This window comes from Paraburkholderia sp. RL17-347-BIC-D (assembly GCF_046027915.1).
Classification (GTDB): Bacteria; Pseudomonadota; Gammaproteobacteria; order Burkholderiales; family Burkholderiaceae; genus Paraburkholderia.
On record NZ_JARESS010000056.1, the window covers coordinates 33651 to 49075 of the forward strand.

Below are 15425 nucleotides of genomic sequence, written 5' to 3' on the forward strand. Positions count from 1 at the left end.
CCCGCCGGCCTTCGTAGCGTAGGGAATCGTGGAAACTTACTTCTTCGTTCCCGAGCATGACCGCGTTATTCATTTTCCTTGGCATCTGCCCGGTCGCGTTCGGCGTGCTGATCGCCTTCGCCGCGCGCATCGATCCTCGCTCAGGACGCTGGCGCCGACGCTCGCCCGAGCGACGGCGCGCGTAGCGTCGTGGTCGCTATTGCTCGCAGCGAACCACCATCGACCGGTTCTTCACGTTCGCGCCGAAAATACCACCGGCTGTTCCGCCCGAGGTCCCGACGCTGTCGACGTCTTTCGAAACCACGTCGCAGCCGTGGTTGCCGCAGACTTCACCCGCGCGTCTGTAGCACTCGGCCCAGGTCGAGCTCGCGTCGCTGCCGCTGCAGCTGATCGCAAAGCCGGCTTCGCCGTTTGGCAGGCACGTCACGATGGTGGTGCTGGGGCACAGCCGCCGAGGCTGACGAGCGTCAGCAGGCCGAGACTGAACATCGAGCGGTACTGGCGGATGCCATTGCGGGCACCGCACTTACCATCGCGACTGCGACAGAGGCGGTTTTTGTCGTTCGCCTCCCTCCCTGGCCGCTTGGGGAGCGCTTACTCGCGCGAAATGGAGTCGCTGCGTTCGTAGGCTTTCTCGGGGTCCTTCTGGTGGTCCGACCTCAAGGTGGCGTGTCTAATCTTATTGGCCCTTGTCTGCTCCTGCTGAGCGCTTTGTGTGGTGCTCTTTCCATGATTCAGATTCGCAAGCTTAAGGCTATCTTGAGTGTTGTCTCGGGTGAACCTGGTCTTTCAAGTGACGAGCCGCTGAAGTTTCGGCTCACCGATTGCTGCAGGCCCGGATACGTCAGGAGCCCTGCCTTATCGGCATACGTCCAGCTCTGGACTGCGCGGTCAAGCAGCCGCGAGCGGTGACACAATTCCTTCGGCGGTAAGTATTTGAACAGTCAGCGCCATTTCCCGGGCCACGGGTTGGGCGCCCGTGATTGACACAATTCCTGACACAACGGAGACAGATCCCTTCGTTCTACGTCTGGCGTTCGACAGCTTCCTCATGGTACCCCTTTACACACTGCCCGGTTAGACAGGTTCAGCGCCGTTTAGAGTAGAGCTGACGGGCACGCCCCGCTATCATTTTCCCGCCCCCGGACAAGTCTCGCTGCCTGGTCAGCCGTTCGTGTGGAGTAAGAGCAGGGACGGGCGGCATCGCGCGGCGGCGGACATTCGACCTCGTCCTTAGACGGCCATTAAAAGGACCGTTCCGGTTAGATAGCGGAGCCACACGACAATATCAGAAGGTCGGTTCGTACTTTCACGCCAATGCTCAGACGTGTTCCGGAGATTGAAGCGGCACGTCATATCGGTGGAAAGCGCAGACGCTTCTATGTATGGGTTTGTCCGCATACACACGGAGCACGCTTCATCGCCACGTACGTTCGAAACGTCGATCGGCTGACGGGCGTCGCCATCGGCCCTGTCGGCGATCTGTACCTCGTCAACGGCCCCGGAGCCATTCGCGTGGATCACGATACGCTGAAAACCCAGACGGTCGTCGATCCGTACCCGTCGACCGTCGCACGGGCATTATCGCAACGTTGGTGGTCGGTGACATCGATGGAGCGGGTCCGCAGAGCGTTCTCGCGACTGCAGTCGGCTTCACCTACCTTGTCTCCACGGCGTTTAGCCGACGCAACGATATGTTCTGTGCCGATTCTGGCCTGAACGCCGTGCATGAACTGGCGTCGTTGAAGAGACGGGTATCGGCGCCGTTTCTCCTCAGCGTATCTCAGGGTTACCTCGATGCGCCCGTCCGCGTAATGTTCATCGGGAAGGAAACTAACGGTTGGTGTGGCAAGCTAGGAGCCTTCTACGAGCGTCCGGACAGAATCGATATGGCGAAAGCTCGCTACGAGAATCAATACGCCTGTGGCACCGGCAATAGTGAGTTATTGCGGCAGTGGAAGCGGTTCGCTGATGCGTTCGCTGGAGGCGATCGAGCGGCTGTTTGCTGGAACAATCTAATGAAGATGGACTGGCACCGCCCAAAGCGCGGCTACTCTCGGACCTCTATCGGGCATTCCGCTCATCTGTTTAATTTCTCGGTGGCGGTCGTCCAATTCGAAATCGAACTGCTTAAGCCAGACCTGATAATCTTCGGCAGTGGACACACGTACGATCGCGCCTTGAAAGCTGTGCTTCCGAATCGTCAGACTGTGGAGGTTGAGCCAAAGGCCCTCTGGCACTTCCGGTCGAATGACATCGAGTGTTTTAGGACATTTCACCCAGATGCGTGGAATAACCACGCCCCGAGACCAATCAAAGAGTACTACCAGAAGATTATCGACACCGCTTCGAAGGCGTTTTCTGAGCGCCTATCGATGCAGAAAGCTTCGGCATAGGCTGACTTTGTCGCAACATTCTTCCGCACGGTCGTACGGCAACCGGCGCTGTGTTGACGAGCCGGTATGCGGCCCATATGTGACCTTCTCATGTGGTCGAAAAGCCGCCGTCGATAAACAACTCTACTGGAATGGGTTGATGAGAACGACGTGAGAGATGACTTGCTCCCAATGGGGTTGTGGACCTGCCGGTGAGGACGTGGCGTCGGTGATTCAGCCGATCTCGACGTTCAAGGCGATATCCCAGGTGCCGGCGCCGTTTTTCGCCAGGCCGATCATCATCAGACCGAGCGCCTCGAGCGTCGAGGCCATGTGCAGGCCACCGACATCCAACGGACGCAGTCCGAGACTTTCGATTACGGTCGAGACGCGCGCTTTGGCCTCCGCATCGTCGGCTGCGATGAAAGCGTCGAGGCGTCCGCTCTTGGCAAGTACGTGGCCAAAGATGGTGTTGAACGCCTTTACGACGTGCGCGGAGGCGGGAAGACCCTTGGCGATCTCCTGCGCGCCGGAACTGCCGTGTGGGGTGACGAGGCCGGAAAGGTCCGGGGCGACCGGATTGGTGATTTCGATGATCACCTTGCCGTCGAGCGCGTCTCCATAATCGGCCACTACCGCCGCCGCACTGCCGTACGGCACGGCGAGGATGACGATATCGCCGGTCGGCGCGGCGGCGTAAATCCCCGTGGTCGCTCCCGCTGAGAGCTTATCGGCCAGCGCCCGCGCCTTGGCGGGGTCGCGGCTCAGGACCTCGACAGAATGTCCTGCCTTGGCGATACGGCCGGCGACCGCCGTGGCCATGCCTCCTGTGCCAATGATGCTAATAGTGCTCATGAAAATCTCCTTCTAAGTTGGGGTATCCCCGTAATCTGTACGAGGCTTTCGCCCATAATGTTTTCCGTGTGCGCCGAGCCACTTGTGTCACTCTCCTACCACTCCGGGGGATGGTGTCCTGGTCGGACTCGGCGCGATGCGGGAGTCCCTGCCGTCCGCTTAGCTCAACTGGCAGGGAAGTAGTGGCCATTGTCCATATCGGCAAACAGGCCGGGCTGCGTTGGTGTCCAGCCGAGCGTCTGGCGCGTGATGGCATTCGACGCCGGGGTATCCAGCGTGACCAGATTCGCAAGGAACCCGAAATACCCCGGCAGCATCAGCACGTCCGCGGGAATGGGCACGGCGGGCAGCTTCAAGCGACTGCCGATGGCCTCGGCGATCTCGCGGTACGGAATGCTCTCGTCTGCAACCGCGTGCCAGCTTCTGCCGGCGGCGCCCTTCTCAAGCGCCAGGCGGAACACGGTGGCGAGGTCGCGTGTGTGTACGGCGGCCCACCTGTTCGCACCGTCTCCAGGGTAACCGACGATACCCTTTTTCTTCGCCAGCCCGATCAGCAGCGGAAGGAAGCCGGCATTATCGGTCGTGCTGTGCATGATTTCAGGAATCCGAACGACCGAAGACTGCACGCCTTTTTCGGCGAGGCCGATTACGGTGGTTTCCACGATGTTACGAACCCGCAAGGTGTTCTTGTATGGATCGCCGCCGGGAAGAGGCGGATCCTCCTCGGTGGCCGGTCGACCCAGGTTTTCCCAGCCGGGCGAGCCGATGCTTCCCGATGAGACCAGCGGCTTTCCGGTTCCGGCCAGCGCCTCGCCATATGCGAGCATGATCTGAAGCTCCGCATCCGCCACGGCGTTGATCCCGCCGACCGGAATCAGGTCCTGCCGGTGTGCGACATGGATGACACCGTCGGAGGCGGCGGCCGCTTCTTTAAGACCGTCAAGATCCTCGAGGCTACCGAGACGCGCCTTCGCACCGAGTGCGGACACCGCAGCGACCGCCTTGTCTGAACGAGCCAGGGCGGTGACCTCATGGCCGGCGGCGATGAGGTCGGAGATGATGTACGGACCGGAATGGCCGGTCCCGCCAGTGACGAATACGTGCATGTTAGGGTTCCTGTCGATGATGTGGTGTGAGAATTTCTGCGAGTGCGCTCAGCCGAGAAGGCTGGCGCCGAGTGCGAAGATGGCGGGTTTTGTAATATTCATGGGCAGTTTTACTCATGAGTTTGGGTATGATGGCCGCGTGCGTTGCTACCGGCTCCCTGCCGTCAGCTTGTCAGCCGGCAGGGAAGTAATGACCGTTGTCCAAGTCCGCGATCAGGCCGGGCTGAGCAGGCTCCCAGCCGAGGACCTGGCGCGTGATCGCGTTGGACGCCGCGAGGTCCAGCGTCACCACCGCCGTCAGGAACCCGAAATAGCCTGGCAGCATCAGTTCGTCAGCGGGAATGCTCACGGCGGGCAGGCCCAGGCGGGCGGCAATGGCCTCCGCTATCTCGCGGAACCGGATACCCTCGTCGCCGACCGCGTGCCAGGTCCTGCCCGCAGGTCCTTTTTCGAGCGCCAGGCGGAACAAGGAGGCCAGATCGCTGGTGTGCACCGCGGGCCACCGGTTTTCGCCGTCGCCGGGGTAGCCGACGAAGCCCTTCGTTTTCGCGAGCCCGATCAGTTGCAGGCGCCCGGTCGAACTATGAACCAAGGTAGGAATTCGCACGACCGACGAACGCACGCCCCTCTCTGCGAGCCCCACTACAGCAGTCTCCACGATGTTGCGAGCCACCAGCGTGCCCGCGTCCATGGGTCCACAAGGAAGGGCCGGGTCATCCTCGGTCGCCGGTCGGCCAAGGCTGGCTGGTGCGAAGAGCGGGCCTGCCCGTCCCAAGTTCGTGGGCGCGCCGATGCTCCCCGCCGCGACGAGTGGCTTTCCGGTGCCCGCCAACGCCTCGCCGAATGCGAGCACGATCGAAAGCTCCGAATCGCCTAAGGCAGTAATCCCGCCAGACGAAAGCAGTTCGGCCCTGTACCCGAGGTGGATGACGCCGTCGGACTCCGCCGCCGCCGTCTTCAGATCGTCAAGGTCGGTAAGGTTTCCACGTCGTACCCTGGCGCCGAGTGCAGACACTGCCGCCGCAGACGCGTCCGACCGGGCCAAGGCGACGACCTCATGCCCGGCGGCGATGAGGTCAGGAATGAGGTATGAACCGACCTGGCCGGTCCCGCCAGTGACGAAAACGTGCATATGATCCTTATGAGTAATGTGATGCGAGAAGCGGTGGTACCGGTGCACTCAACCGAGAAGGCTGACGCTGATTGAGAAGTTGGTGTGCTTGACGGAGTGGGTGAGGAGACCCAGCGACAGCAGGCAGGCGTGCTCCAGCGTCCTCGCCATGGGCAGCGGCCCGGTATCCATAGGGCGCAGTCCGAGGCTCTCGACGAACGCCGACACGAGTGCCTTCGCCTGCGCGTAGTCCCCCGCGATGAACACGTCCAATGGGTGGCCCTCGGCGGGACCGGCAGCCAGTACGTGTGAGAACTGAGTGTTGAACGCCTTGACGACTTTCGTATTGCCAGGGGCTGCCTTGGCGATCTCCAGCGCGCCGAAGCTGTCGCCGGGGGTCACAAAGCTCGTGTGGCCAGAGGCGGCGGGATTGGTGACGTCAACAAGAACCTTGCCTGCCAACTCTTCGCCGTACTGTTTCACCACGTCAAGAACGGCGGAGTAGGGAACCGCCAGGACGACCATGTCTCCGGCCGGGGCGGCGCCGTACGTTCCTGTCGTCGCGCCGGCTTCGATCTGCTCGGCGAGCGCCTGCCCCTTGGCGGCGTCGCGACTCATCACCTCGACGGTGTGTCTGGCCTTGGCGGCAAGGCCGCCAATCGCAGCGGCCATGCCGCCCGTGCCGATGATGCTGACGGTGCTCATGCAGTCTCCTGGTTGTTGGGTGCTGCTCGTACTCCCGAACAACCATGCTAGACACATTGCTTGCAAAAAACAAGTAAACAGCGGAATTTACTTGTGATACGCAAGCGATGTTAATATTTAGCCATGAAGACGACATCTAAAGAAGACATTCGGTCCCATTGCGCGGTGAACTACGGCGTGGAGCTCTTCGGCGACCGGTGGTCGCTCTTGATCATTCGCGATATCGTTTTTGTCGGCAAGAAGACCTATGGCGAGTTCCTGAAATCGGAAGAGGGAATCGCGACCAATGTCCTTGCGTCCCGCCTTGCTTTTCTCGAGGAGCAAGGAATTCTTTCGAAGGCGCCCAGCCCCAACGACAGGCGCAAGGACTTCTACGCGCTGACCGAAAAAGGCTTGGATCTCATTCCCATGGTGCTCAACATAGTCCTTTGGAGTGCAAAGTACGATTCGAAGTCTTACGTGCGGCGCCGCAAGGAGTTCGTCGCTCGATTAAGTCAAAGCCCCTTGCAGGTGAGCGAAGAGGTGAAGGCGCTGGTCCGCAATGGTGGATGTATGTTTCCTGAGAGCAAGGAATGAGCAAGACGGCAAGCGCGCCCTGTCACGTCGCACGAACGATATGCACACACCACCGGCTACGAGGTGCAGCGAATAGCGGGGGCCGATGTCCGAAACGGTCCTGGAAGCCGCCATTAATGTTTCACCAACCCCAGCGGCGGTTCAGGGTCGCGTGTCGCCAATCGACGACCGGCAGTGACCGGCCCAGTTAGAGACGATCGGCGTTCCGGTGAAGATTGTCGACAATCGGAGCTTGGCAGCGTGTGCGTGTTCACCTCGGGCCATTGCGACTGTATTTTCGCAGTTGGGCGGACCGTCTAGAGACCCGGGCGCCACGGGACCGAATTGTTTCGGTCGGCGCATCCAGTTATCGGCTTTTGCAAGGGCTGGGTCGAATCGCCGATCGCCAACGTCGCTGTTCTTGGACCGGGCGGTTGAAATAAGGATGGTCGCCCGCTGCATGCAAGGATATGGATCGCAACGGTGAGAGGCCATCCGTGCCGGTAAGGGCGGTAACGATTGCGGCCGACCAAGAAGGGCACACCCAGGTCGTCGTTAGTGTTGCTCGCCAGCGGCGCCCTGCGTACAACCAACACGATTGGACGTTTGCATCATCGCAGCGTTATTGGCATGTCACACTCACATTGGAGATGTCGCCGTCCGGGACGGTGCCGGTGCCGTTAGTCACTACGCACGTCCGCGTTGGTGGGATCGGCTGCGCCGAGACCGTAACCGAATAAGCATCACCGTATCGCACCTTCGTGGGAAAGTTGAAACTGCCGTTAGCTGCGAGAGCGAGGGAATTCGCACCGTTGTTTTGCAGCGTGATGGTCGTACCCGGTGCGAGGCCATTCAGGGTGCCACCCAGGGTATGACTGTTTGGGGTGCAGACGACGTTAACATTTGCGTCGGCGGGGCCGTAGCCGCTTCCATCCTGGTGGTAGATAGTGCATGACTGCCCGACCGGCTGGGTTAGAACCGTGACGCTAAAGTTGCGGGAGCTGTCCACCGTGTTGTTAAACGAAAATCCTCCATTGTTGCTCAGCGTCAGATTGTCGGTGCCGTTGTCTTGAAGGGTAACCGAACTGTTGGCGAGAAGCCCGGAAAGGCTGCCACCGACAGTATAGCAAGTGCCCTCGTCCAGACAGTCGGAACCACCCCCGCACGAAGATAATGTCAGTGCTATCGCAGCAGCAGCCAGATACGGGCGACAACGAAACAGGTGATGCGCGCTTTCGGCTGAGGAGTAAGCGGAGTTCATCTAGATCAACCTTAGGTCTGCATCAAAAGGGCTACCTTGCGTCGTCGGGCAACGCGTCTGTCGGTGCTCGACGATCAAAATAAGGTTCGTGCGGGGAACCGACCGCGCCGCACCGGAATCATCACGACCTATGCTCACACCGGGCAGGACCACCGTCGGCGGCCATGTCGGCTGGGTCAAACCGCACGTTTCGATCGAGGCTTGTCGAAGCTGCGCCGGCGAGAACAGCGCACAACACTTCAGTCGTCATTCGGAGCGTCGTTTGACACGCCAGCGTGTGGAGCGCAGTCGTGAAACCTGTGCGTATTGCGCAGAGCGCGAGAGCGGCTGGCTTACCCGGCAACATGCGAATAAATTATTACCAAATCATTACGAAGGCTATGCTTCGCATCCGTCCACGACAACCGGGCAAACCCGAGGGTGCACTGCAGCAAACCGTTCTGTAACAAAAGCTGTCGCTGAGCTGGCGCCGGGTTGATCCTGGGTAATTTTGGAAACCTGTGCATTCGCGATCCATACGCCACCTGAACGGGCCGGGCCTGAAGGGCGGCTTCCGAAGTGCAATGAGTCGCCATCCGGGGCCACAACTGACCCGACGCCACGGACCGCGAGTGAATGACCACTGCATCCTAGAATCGGACGGCTAAGTAGGGCTTGGTCCGACGTCCGTAGTGGGGTCGAACTGAGCCGTTGAAAGTCACTGTGCGGGGTCTTCCCGGGCGGCGATGGATCAGGGGTGGAAAGACAGGTGCGAAGCCTGTCAGTTAACCCAGTTTCAGCACAGTCTCCCAGATTCCAGCCGTGCCCGATGCTGGCGTTCATGCATGGCGCATCAACTACGGTGCACCGAATAATTCGCCTTACTTGTCAGTTAAAATCGGTGCTCCCTAGTTGATGACGGTACACGCTATGGCTAGTACTTGCGGCGATTTCGGCAACGCGTTTACGCAGAACATGAGTGCGCTGGGCCTGCCTGCCCCCAATAGCCTGTTTGGCTCTATTCAGGCGGCGGCTTCGAATGTCGCCACGATGCTGGGCGCACTCAAGACGCTGGGACCGAGCGCAACCGTCGCGGAACTAATCGGCGCGACTACTGCACTGGAGGCGCTATCGGTCATCGGCGCGTTGAGCGCATCGTTCTACGTAGGCGCATGTGTCGGCTCGCTGGTTGTTGCAGCGAACGCCGCCATGACATGCACCAGCGGTGCTACTGCTGCTGCCACTGCACGGACTACAGCGGCCCGCGTTGGGCTGGTCATCCCCGATACGATGCTGGCGTTTATTCAGCGCCACCCGGAAGTCATGATGGGTAGTCCGTCGCGTGGTAACTATGCGTTCCTCGCGTCGCACCAGCGGGCGGCGGCATGAAGTGGCTACTCGACAAGGCGGCGCTTCTGCTCGCTGCCATCGCGTGCGCGGGTGCCGCGTGGGGACTGATTCACTACAGCGGCCAGTGGTTCTATCTGCTGCTGTTCGTGCTGGCGTTTGCCGGGTTGTTTGCCGATAACCAGCGACTCCGCACCCGCCTGAAAGAACTCGGCGTAGATCCAAGCCAGCGCGACCCAAGCCGCCGCGTACGGCGTTAAGGCCGTACGGTTGAGTGCAATTTTCCCCGATGCTGCATAAGCTGAATGTCGATCACCGCCGAATCGTCACTCCTGCTCAGGTGTCCGCCAGAGGCGCTGACGGTCGTCCACTCGGCGGTTCGCCACTACGTCAGTCACAGCAATTGATTAAGCGGCGCTCACCGCTGTCGCAGTGCGGCCACCTGTCGTCGGTCACGACAGGCACAGTTCCGGCCACAACCTGCCGTTCACATGCACCGGCGGTCGGACGTTCAAGCGTCGGCTACACCTCGTAACCGGCCGTCGAATCGTAAATGACCAACGCTCGTCATCGGCCATTGCCGACACTGGCGCGGGCTGGATGCTACGTCAGCAATTTGGCAGATTGCTGACGGTGGCGGCATCGATCAGCCGGACGGCGGCTTCCTGCATCAGCGAACTCACACTCCCGACCCTGAGCAGCCGTTCGAGATGGTCATAAATGGGCGTCTGCTCACGCAAGCAAAGCAGCCAATCCGACGGCAAATTTTCACTTCGCTGAGCCCGAATTTTGAGCGACGACTGTCCAATGCGGTTAGCGTAAGGCGCCCCCACACATCACTGCGCTCAACCTTGGCCGTAGGGCTTCGGTTGACGTGTGTCACATGCACGAACGATTTCCTGCAAGAGACTCCGCCTCTCCGGGGGCCGCTTGAACCGTTCGTCTCAAAGGCGATCAGACAACCTGCTTCATCCCACAGCCACGACCGCACACCATCGCTGCATCAGCTACGATCCAAAAAAACATAAGCCCAGTTAAAGAGTAAGCATCTGATTTGTACCGTTCCCCGTCTTGCGTAGAAGATGCAATCATCGCCTGCGACGGACACGAGTGACCGACTCTGTCCACAAACGGGAATGGACACAGTGCCTCAGACAGTCGAGTTACCTGCCAAGCGCCAGAACCGACGGTATCCATTGGAATGGAAACGATCGGTCGTCGAGCAGACGTTTGAACCCGGCGCGTCGGTCGCAAGGGTCGCTCGCGACAACAACATCAACGCCAATCAGGTGTGGGCCTGGCGCAAACTGTACGCTCAGGGTCTGTTGATCGAAGATGCGCAGACGCAGACCATGTTGCCTGTCGTTGTCGATGTACAGTCCGATCGACCGGCGGCCCGTGCTCCGGAAGCGACGAACGCGCCGGCACCTCTGGAGGCTGCAAAGGGCAGCATTCAGCTTCAGCATGGCAATACGTCGGTCCGGATAGAAGGCGTGCCCGACACGACGATATTGCGCCTGGTCCTCGAGCGGATTCTGCGATGATCGGGCCGCCTGCAAACACACGGATCTGGATCGCTGCCGGCGTCACTGACATGCGCTCCGGCTTCAATTCCCTTGCGGCGAAGGTACAGATGGTGCTTGAGAAGGATCCATACGGCGGCCATGTTTTTATCTTCAGGGGCCGCCGTGGTGATCTGCTGAAGGCGCTGTACTGGAGCGATGGCGGCCTATGTTTATTTGCGAAGCGTCTTGAGAAAGGGCGTTTTGCATGGCCCCGCGCCGACGCCGGCGTCGTGGCGTTGACCACCGCTCAACTCTCGCTCCTGCTCGAAGGGTTTGACTGGCGACAACCAATCGAAGCGGCACGCCCGCGCAGTGCTTTGTAAACGTCTGTTACCCGATGATCCGTGTGCGGCAGATGGTCGTAAACTGTCGCAATGGATCTGACCGATATCGACCTGCCCGACGACATTGATGCGCTGAAGGCGCTGGTTCGCGCGCATGCGGCGTCGGCTCACGCAAACGCGCAGCGGGTCGTCGAATTGCAGGACCAGCTCAGTTCCCGCGTAATCGAGATCGAACATCTGAAGCTGACGATTGCGAAGCTGCGTCGCATGCAGTTCGGTCGCAAGTCTGAGAAGGTGGAGCGTCAGATAGAGCAGCTTGAACTGCGACTTGAGGACCTGCAGGCAGACGAAGGTGCGGCCACCCAGGCTGACTCAAAGAAGGCGCAGCAACGGCGCGAGAGTGCCTGTCGCAAACCACTGCCCGATCACCTCGAACGCGAAGAGCGTGTGCATCGGCCCCTCGAGGAACACTGCCCGGGGTGCGGTGGCGCGCTCAAACCGCTGGGCGAAGACGTTTCCGAACAGCTTGAATACGTGCGCGCGCACTTCCGCGTCATCCGTCATCGCCGTCCCAAGTTCGCCTGTTCGTGCTGCGACTGTATCGTGCAGGCCGCAGCGCCGAGCCGGCCGATCGATCGTGGCCTGCCGGGTCCGGCTTTGCTCGCCCACATCACGACATCGAAGTTCGCATACCACATCCCGTTCTATCGCCAGTCCGTCATGTACGCGCGCGACGGCGTCGAGATCGAAGCGGGCACCATGGGCCACTGGCTGGGTAGTCTGACATGGCTACTCAACCCTCTGGTCGACGCAGTGCGCCGCCACGCGCTTGGTGGCACCAAGGTTCACGCCGACGACACCCCGCTGCCGGTGCTCGCGCCGGGCAATGGCAGGACGAAGACCGGTCGGCTCTGGGTGTATGTGCGCGATGATCGGCCCAGTGGTTCGGACGAAGCGCCGGCCGTCTGGTTTGCCTATACACCGGATCGTCGCGGCGAACATCCACAGCGTCACCTTGCCAACTTCACCGGCGTACTGCAGGCAGACGCCTTCGCCGGTTATGCGGATCTGTATCTGGGCGGTCAGATTCACGAAGCAGCGTGCATGGCGCATGCACGTCGAAAGCTACATGAGCTACACGCTGTTCGGGCATCGCCGATCACCAGCGAGGCACTCGAGCGCATCGGCGCACTCTATCGCATCGAAGAGTACATTCGTGGCAAGCCGCCTGAAGAACGACGGCGCGTTCGCCAGGAGAAGGCTGCGCCGCTGCTTGATGACATGAAACGGTGGCTCGAGACGACGCTTCTCACACTCTCCGCGAAATCGGACACCACTAAAGCGATCCAGTATTCGTTGAATCGCTGGCCTGCGCTGGTCTATTACTGCAGTGATGGTCTGGCCGAGACTGACAATCTGATTGCCGAGCGCGCATTGCGCGGCGTGGCAATCGGAAGACGGAATTTTTTATTTGCCGGTGCGGACTCAGGCGGAGAACGTGCAGCCGCGATGTACAGCCTGATCGGATCTGCCCGCATGAACGGCATTGATCCCGAAGCCTACCTGCATTACGTCATCGAGCGCATCGCCGATCACCCAGTGAACCGCATCGACGAACTGCTACCCTGGAACGTCGCTCCTTTGCTGCCCGCCGCCTCACACATCGATCCCGTTCGCTAGCAGCCGATCCTCTCGCGCGTCAACAAAATCCGCGACGGTGTAGATCCGATGCTTACGTTAAAGAAAGCGGACAGCCTGCCTATACATTGACTTGCGTAGTTTCATTAACTGGGAAAGTAACAAAAATGCGCAATGAATTATCTGCTATCGCCGTAGCCTGTTTTATGCTTGCCGCATGCGGAAATTCAATTGAACGATCTGAAGGACCAGCCGTGTCTTCAGGCACATAGCGAGGTGCATCTTGCGACGCCTTACTGCAAGGTCCGGAACCCTGCCGCCAAGTTACGAGACCTGACTCGGACGAAAGAAAGTCGGGCACAGATCTAAAGTTTTCCGTTTTTGAGTCCGACAACACTTGTAGGCTGGTAGCGCGCGATCCTCTGGCGGACTGCGGCCGAACACGATTCGAGCTTTCGCTCAACGGCACCTCGCGGAACTGGGGCATGGAAACATCTTGTTAAACACTGCAATCATAAAAATTGAAAATCGCATGAATACGAAAAATATTGTCGCTGCCGGTCTTGCAATAGCGCTTTGTGGCTGCTCGGCGATGCAACAGACTTCATCACAACCGCAGACTACGCCGACGGCTTCGCCATCTACATCGTCGACAACAGCAGGAAGCAACCATCAGTCAACTTCAACCGACGATGGCCGCAGCATCCAGAAAATCCATGTCGGAGGAATCGACGGTGAAATGGTCGGTACACCTGCGAAGAACAGCAAATTTGCGAAAGTGCGGATTGGTATGGGTCAGAAGCAAGTCGAAGACTTGATCGGTGCTCCGAATGACTCTCACGATTACACGACAGGTAAGGCATTTATCCCGTTCTATTTTGGAAAAGACGCTTATCGTATTGAAACTTTTTACAAGAAAGAAGGTTCTCTTACCTATCAGGGCGGCGGTATTAGTGGGACCAGCAAAGTACTTATCCGCGTGAGTGTCGATACGACAGCGGATGGCTATGCACATAACGGCAAATAAATAATCATTGTGATTGATTGCCCGAAGGCGCCAAGGTCGTGCAGGTATATCGCATGTTTTGGGGCTTGCTGACACACATCGCTAGCCACGCTACGAATGCCGGGAAAGGCGCTTTTGCGAACTCATCGATGCCAATTCACGAGTGTCTGGCATCCGAACAAGCTGTTGCGCGAAATCTGGCTAGGAACGACCGCCTTCGGATGGAAGCGGTCGTCCGAGTGACGCATTGTCAACGGTCACCTGCGTCGCGTATTGGCCGAACTCTGCTCGATGCCGACGCGCGCCAGAACTCTCGAACCGCACATCGCGCAGAGGACCGTAGCCGACCCGAATCCGTCACTTGTCCAGCCGTTCGCAAAAGTCTGCTTACTGACGCGTAGTTGACAGCCCCACATACGAGCTAATGGTCGAATAGGCGCCCATATGCACACGCTGTACCCTCGTTCGTTGTCGACGTTGAAGATGCATTTGCGCGTTGCAATGTGAACTATGCGTGATCACCAAAACCACTAAATATTCGCCGGATTGTGCCGATAACACGGAGGCAACAGTTTTCTTAAGAGTGGTGCCGATTCCGCTGACCATCCACCTGGAGCATTTATTTGAAACCCTCGCCTATCTTTGCCATTACCACTCTTTGCTTACTTACTCTAGGAGCATTGCTTCTTTCCGGAGTTCAACGAGCTGAGGCTTGCCAATTTCATTGGCATCACTATGGAGACGGCGACATAAAAAATATTATAGGCAACGAAATCGGTGCCCATATACCCGATGCATTTTGCAAATATTCAAGCAAATATGAAATAGTGCTTGAAACAAGTGCGGTAGTGACAAGGGGCGTCAGGGCCGCAACCGGCACGGGATGGGGGGTTGCCACCATGCGGCCTATAGGTTCAAAAATTCAGCAAAACGACCGATACGTACACACGATGACGGATCCGGATTGCACAACTGTCGGTTGCACAAACGCCCTTGCGAAGGACGCTGCATTGCTTTCGCTTGACGACATGATGTCAAATCTTGAAAATTACGAATTCACAAAATAAAGTGGAGAAAATAAAGCCCGCGATCCCCACGATTGCTGTCTTGTTAGTTTTACCGATGACGTCTTGGTCGCAGTCAACAAGCCCGCTCAATCATTTCGCGGCGCTTGACGCTGCGGCGAGGACTGCCAGATCCGGCGCTCAGGTAGCGCCGGATCAAGCGCTTTCTGACGAACCTCGTCGCATCTCGCTGCCGCCCAGCGGCCGACGGAAGTTTGGTCGGGAGCACAGGTTCGCTAACAACGAGGCCTGGCATTCATAGTCATCGAGGTGGGCGCGGCCGGAAGCGATTTGAAACTGCTTCACCGACGTTGTTGTCTGAGCGTTGGCAACGGCCGATTGACGCGACCTCCGCACGCGCGATTTCAATGACCGCTTCCGGGGCGCAACCGACGCCTGAATGTCTAATCGTCGTTGCCGGCGAAGGTCGCTTCTTGGCCGAATCCGGAAGTCCGGCCACTGCAAGCGACCGCCGATCGCACCGCTTCGTCGAACCTCCGTAGCCGGGCCGCACTGGCACATTCTCCGTTCGGCGCTGCCAGCCCCAGACAGGATGGTTAGGAGCCGCTCCCAC

General features: G+C 59.1%; 14 protein-coding genes and 1 pseudogene. 9 read left to right on the top strand and 6 right to left on the bottom strand.

Features of this window, described 5'->3' with window-relative positions:
* Positions 1-196: 196 nt before the first annotated feature.
* Positions 197-489 (bottom strand): annotated as a pseudogene (locus tag P0D96_RS40320) (hypothetical protein).
* Positions 490-1595: 1106 nt separating this feature from the next.
* Here P0D96_RS40320 and P0D96_RS40325 point away from each other — a divergent pair.
* On the top strand, positions 1596-2396 hold the full coding sequence (locus P0D96_RS40325; RefSeq protein WP_408319377.1) for a uracil-DNA glycosylase family protein: 801 nt from the start codon (positions 1596-1598) through the stop codon (positions 2394-2396).
* Between the two features lie 213 nt (positions 2397-2609).
* Here P0D96_RS40325 and P0D96_RS40330 read toward each other — a convergent pair whose 3' ends face one another.
* From P0D96_RS40330 to P0D96_RS40345, 4 genes are all read right to left on the bottom strand, one after another.
* The gene (locus P0D96_RS40330; RefSeq protein ID WP_408319379.1) at positions 2610-3230 is read right to left on the bottom strand and encodes an NADPH-dependent F420 reductase; all 621 of its coding nucleotides are present in this window, start codon (positions 3228-3230) and stop codon (positions 2610-2612) included.
* A 164-nt stretch (positions 3231-3394) separates the two neighbouring features.
* The gene (locus tag P0D96_RS40335) at positions 3395-4336 is read right to left on the bottom strand and encodes an SDR family oxidoreductase (protein WP_408319381.1); all 942 of its coding nucleotides are present in this window, start codon (positions 4334-4336) and stop codon (positions 3395-3397) included.
* Positions 4337-4508: 172 nt separating this feature from the next.
* Positions 4509-5468, bottom strand: a complete 960-nt coding sequence (locus P0D96_RS40340; RefSeq protein WP_408319383.1) for an SDR family oxidoreductase — start codon at positions 5466-5468, stop codon at positions 4509-4511.
* A 48-nt stretch (positions 5469-5516) separates the two neighbouring features.
* On the bottom strand, positions 5517-6152 hold the full coding sequence (locus tag P0D96_RS40345) for an NADPH-dependent F420 reductase (RefSeq protein WP_408319385.1): 636 nt from the start codon (positions 6150-6152) through the stop codon (positions 5517-5519).
* A gap of 123 nt (positions 6153-6275) precedes the next feature.
* Between P0D96_RS40345 and P0D96_RS40350 the strand changes: the two genes are divergently transcribed.
* Positions 6276-6728: a winged helix-turn-helix transcriptional regulator gene (locus P0D96_RS40350; RefSeq protein WP_408319387.1), complete on the top strand. Its 453-nt coding sequence runs from the start codon at positions 6276-6278 to the stop codon at positions 6726-6728.
* Positions 6729-7329: 601 nt separating this feature from the next.
* Here P0D96_RS40350 and P0D96_RS40355 read toward each other — a convergent pair.
* Positions 7330-7968 (bottom strand): hypothetical protein, encoded by a 639-nt coding sequence (locus P0D96_RS40355; protein WP_408319389.1) that lies wholly within the window; start codon positions 7966-7968, stop codon positions 7330-7332.
* Between the two features lie 909 nt (positions 7969-8877).
* Here P0D96_RS40355 and P0D96_RS40360 point away from each other — a divergent pair.
* From P0D96_RS40360 to P0D96_RS40390, 7 genes are all read left to right on the top strand, one after another.
* Positions 8878-9336: a hypothetical protein gene (locus tag P0D96_RS40360; protein ID WP_408319391.1), complete on the top strand. Its 459-nt coding sequence runs from the start codon at positions 8878-8880 to the stop codon at positions 9334-9336.
* Positions 9333-9554, top strand: a complete 222-nt coding sequence (locus P0D96_RS40365; protein WP_408319393.1) for a hypothetical protein — start codon at positions 9333-9335, stop codon at positions 9552-9554. Before P0D96_RS40360 ends, P0D96_RS40365 begins: the two co-directional genes overlap by 4 nt.
* 876 nt (positions 9555-10430) lie before the next feature.
* The gene (tnpA, locus tag P0D96_RS40370) at positions 10431-10838 is read left to right on the top strand and encodes an IS66-like element accessory protein TnpA (RefSeq protein WP_408319409.1); all 408 of its coding nucleotides are present in this window, start codon (positions 10431-10433) and stop codon (positions 10836-10838) included.
* On the top strand, positions 10835-11182 hold the full coding sequence (gene tnpB / locus P0D96_RS40375; RefSeq protein WP_408319395.1) for an IS66 family insertion sequence element accessory protein TnpB: 348 nt from the start codon (positions 10835-10837) through the stop codon (positions 11180-11182). The genes tnpA and tnpB overlap by 4 nt, the downstream gene beginning before the upstream one ends.
* A 51-nt stretch (positions 11183-11233) precedes the next feature.
* Positions 11234-12823: an IS66 family transposase gene (gene tnpC / locus P0D96_RS40380; protein ID WP_408319397.1), complete on the top strand. Its 1590-nt coding sequence runs from the start codon at positions 11234-11236 to the stop codon at positions 12821-12823.
* A 490-nt stretch (positions 12824-13313) separates the two neighbouring features.
* Positions 13314-13808, top strand: coding sequence for a hypothetical protein (locus P0D96_RS40385; RefSeq protein WP_408319399.1), 495 nt, complete (start codon positions 13314-13316; stop codon positions 13806-13808).
* Between the two features lie 602 nt (positions 13809-14410).
* Entirely contained in the window at positions 14411-14854 is a 444-nt protein-coding gene (locus tag P0D96_RS40390) for a hypothetical protein (protein WP_408319401.1), read from the top strand.
* The last annotated feature ends 571 nt before the right edge of the window (positions 14855-15425 follow it).

Bases quoted from the DNA above. Each gene is read 5' to 3' on its own strand.
- P0D96_RS40365 (WP_408319393.1), top strand. From the start codon at position 9,333: ATGAAGTGGCTACTCGACAAGGCGGCGCTTCTGCTCGCTGCCATCGCG.
- P0D96_RS40330 (WP_408319379.1), bottom strand. From the start codon at position 3,230: ATGAGCACTATTAGCATCATTGGCACAGGAGGCATGGCCACGGCGGTC.
- P0D96_RS40385 (WP_408319399.1), top strand. From the start codon at position 13,314: ATGAATACGAAAAATATTGTCGCTGCCGGTCTTGCAATAGCGCTTTGT.
- tnpB (WP_408319395.1), top strand. From the start codon at position 10,835: ATGATCGGGCCGCCTGCAAACACACGGATCTGGATCGCTGCCGGCGTC.
- tnpA (WP_408319409.1), top strand. From the start codon at position 10,431: ATGGACACAGTGCCTCAGACAGTCGAGTTACCTGCCAAGCGCCAGAAC.
- P0D96_RS40355 (WP_408319389.1), bottom strand. From the start codon at position 7,968: ATGAACTCCGCTTACTCCTCAGCCGAAAGCGCGCATCACCTGTTTCGT.
- P0D96_RS40350 (WP_408319387.1), top strand. From the start codon at position 6,276: ATGAAGACGACATCTAAAGAAGACATTCGGTCCCATTGCGCGGTGAAC.
- tnpC (WP_408319397.1), top strand. From the start codon at position 11,234: ATGGATCTGACCGATATCGACCTGCCCGACGACATTGATGCGCTGAAG.
- P0D96_RS40335 (WP_408319381.1), bottom strand. From the start codon at position 4,336: ATGCACGTATTCGTCACTGGCGGGACCGGCCATTCCGGTCCGTACATC.
- P0D96_RS40345 (WP_408319385.1), bottom strand. From the start codon at position 6,152: ATGAGCACCGTCAGCATCATCGGCACGGGCGGCATGGCCGCTGCGATT.
- P0D96_RS40360 (WP_408319391.1), top strand. From the start codon at position 8,878: ATGGCTAGTACTTGCGGCGATTTCGGCAACGCGTTTACGCAGAACATG.
- P0D96_RS40340 (WP_408319383.1), bottom strand. From the start codon at position 5,468: ATGCACGTTTTCGTCACTGGCGGGACCGGCCAGGTCGGTTCATACCTC.